The organism is Streptomyces sp. AV19, from assembly GCF_015999245.1.
Taxonomy (GTDB): domain Bacteria; phylum Actinomycetota; class Actinomycetes; order Streptomycetales; family Streptomycetaceae; genus Streptomyces.
In genome coordinates this window covers 1-1256 of sequence record NZ_JAEAMR010000090.1, presented here as the reverse complement: position 1 = coordinate 1256, position 1256 = coordinate 1, and the positions used below count along the sequence as shown (strand labels likewise).

The 1256-nt window shown below is 68.8% G+C and carries 1 protein-coding gene; it reads right to left on the bottom strand.

What is annotated here, in order from left to right; translation table 11 throughout:
- Window positions 1-40: 40 nt before the first annotated feature.
- Window positions 41-1227, bottom strand: a protein-coding gene (locus I5Q34_RS33665) for an IS3 family transposase (protein WP_234429931.1) whose coding sequence is annotated in 2 segments (ribosomal slippage) — window positions 41-960 and window positions 960-1227 — 1188 coding nt in all. Because the reading frame shifts where the segments join, the coding sequence is not laid out codon by codon here.
- Window positions 1228-1256: the final 29 nt, after the last annotated feature.

Genomic DNA, 1256 nt, shown 5'->3' with positions numbered 1-1256 from the left:
TGAGCTGCCCCGACTTTCGTAGCGGCCGGGTTGTGTGTTTTCAGGCGATGTTCGGAGTCGGCAGGGAACGGTAGTACTGGGCCTCGAATTCCTCGGGTGGGAGGTAGCCGAGGGCGGAGTGCAGTCGCTCGGTGTTGTACCAGCCGACCCACTGGATGACGGCGCGTTCGACCTGGCCAGCGTCCCGCCAGGGCCCTTGGTGCTCGATCAGCTCGGCTTTGAACGTGCCGTTGAGAGCCTCGGCCATGGCGTTGTCGTAGCTGTCGGCAACGGAGCCGACCGATGCGGCAGCGCCGACGTCCGTCAACCGTTCACCATAGCGGATCGACACGTATTGCGAGCCCCGGTCGCTGTGATGGATCAGCCCCGAGCCCTTCTTGATGCCCCGGCGCCACAGTGCCATCTCCAGCGCGTCCAGCGGGAGGTCGGTGCGCATGTGGGTGGCGAGCTGCCATCCGGCGATCATCCGCGAGTACACGTCCAGGACGAACGCGGCGTAGACCCAGCCCGACCAGGTGCGGATGTAGGTGAGGTCGGCGACCCACAGCTGGTTCGGCCGGCTCGCCTCGAAGCGGCGGTTGACCAGGTCCGGCGGCCTGGGCGCGGACGGCTCGGGGATGGTGGTGCGGCGTCGTTGCCCGCGGATGACGCCCTCCAGCCCGTCCTCGCGCATCAGGCGCTCGACGGTGCACCGCGCGGCATGCACGCCTTCGCGCCGCAGCTGGCGGTGGACGCGGCGGGCCCCGTAGGTCTCGCCGGATGCGGTGTGGACGCGGCGGATATGCCCGGTGAGCTGTTCATCGCGCAGACGACGGGCGGACTTCGGCCGTCTGCGGCGGGCGTTGTATGCCGAGAGCGACAGGTCCAGTTCCCGGCATACGGGCTCGACCCCGAAGTCGTCGCGGAGGTGGTTGATCACCGCGTCGGCCTCGTGCGGGGCTGGTCGAGCTCCTTGGCGAAAAACACCGAGGCGGCCTTCAGGATCTCGTTCGCCCGCCGCAACTCGGCGTTCTCCCTGCGGAGTTGCTTCAGTTCCGCCTGCTCGGTGGAGGTCAGCAGGTCGGGCCGACCGCCCTGGTCGGCCTCGGCCTGGCGGACCCAGCCCCGCAGGGCTTCCTTATGGATGCCGAGATCCCGGGCCACATGGGCGACGGGACGGCCGGAGGACCGGACTTCGCGGACGGCTCGCTCACGGAGCTCGTCGGGGTATTTCCGTGGTGCAGGCATCAGACCGTGTCTTCCCATCTGCCGAGGCG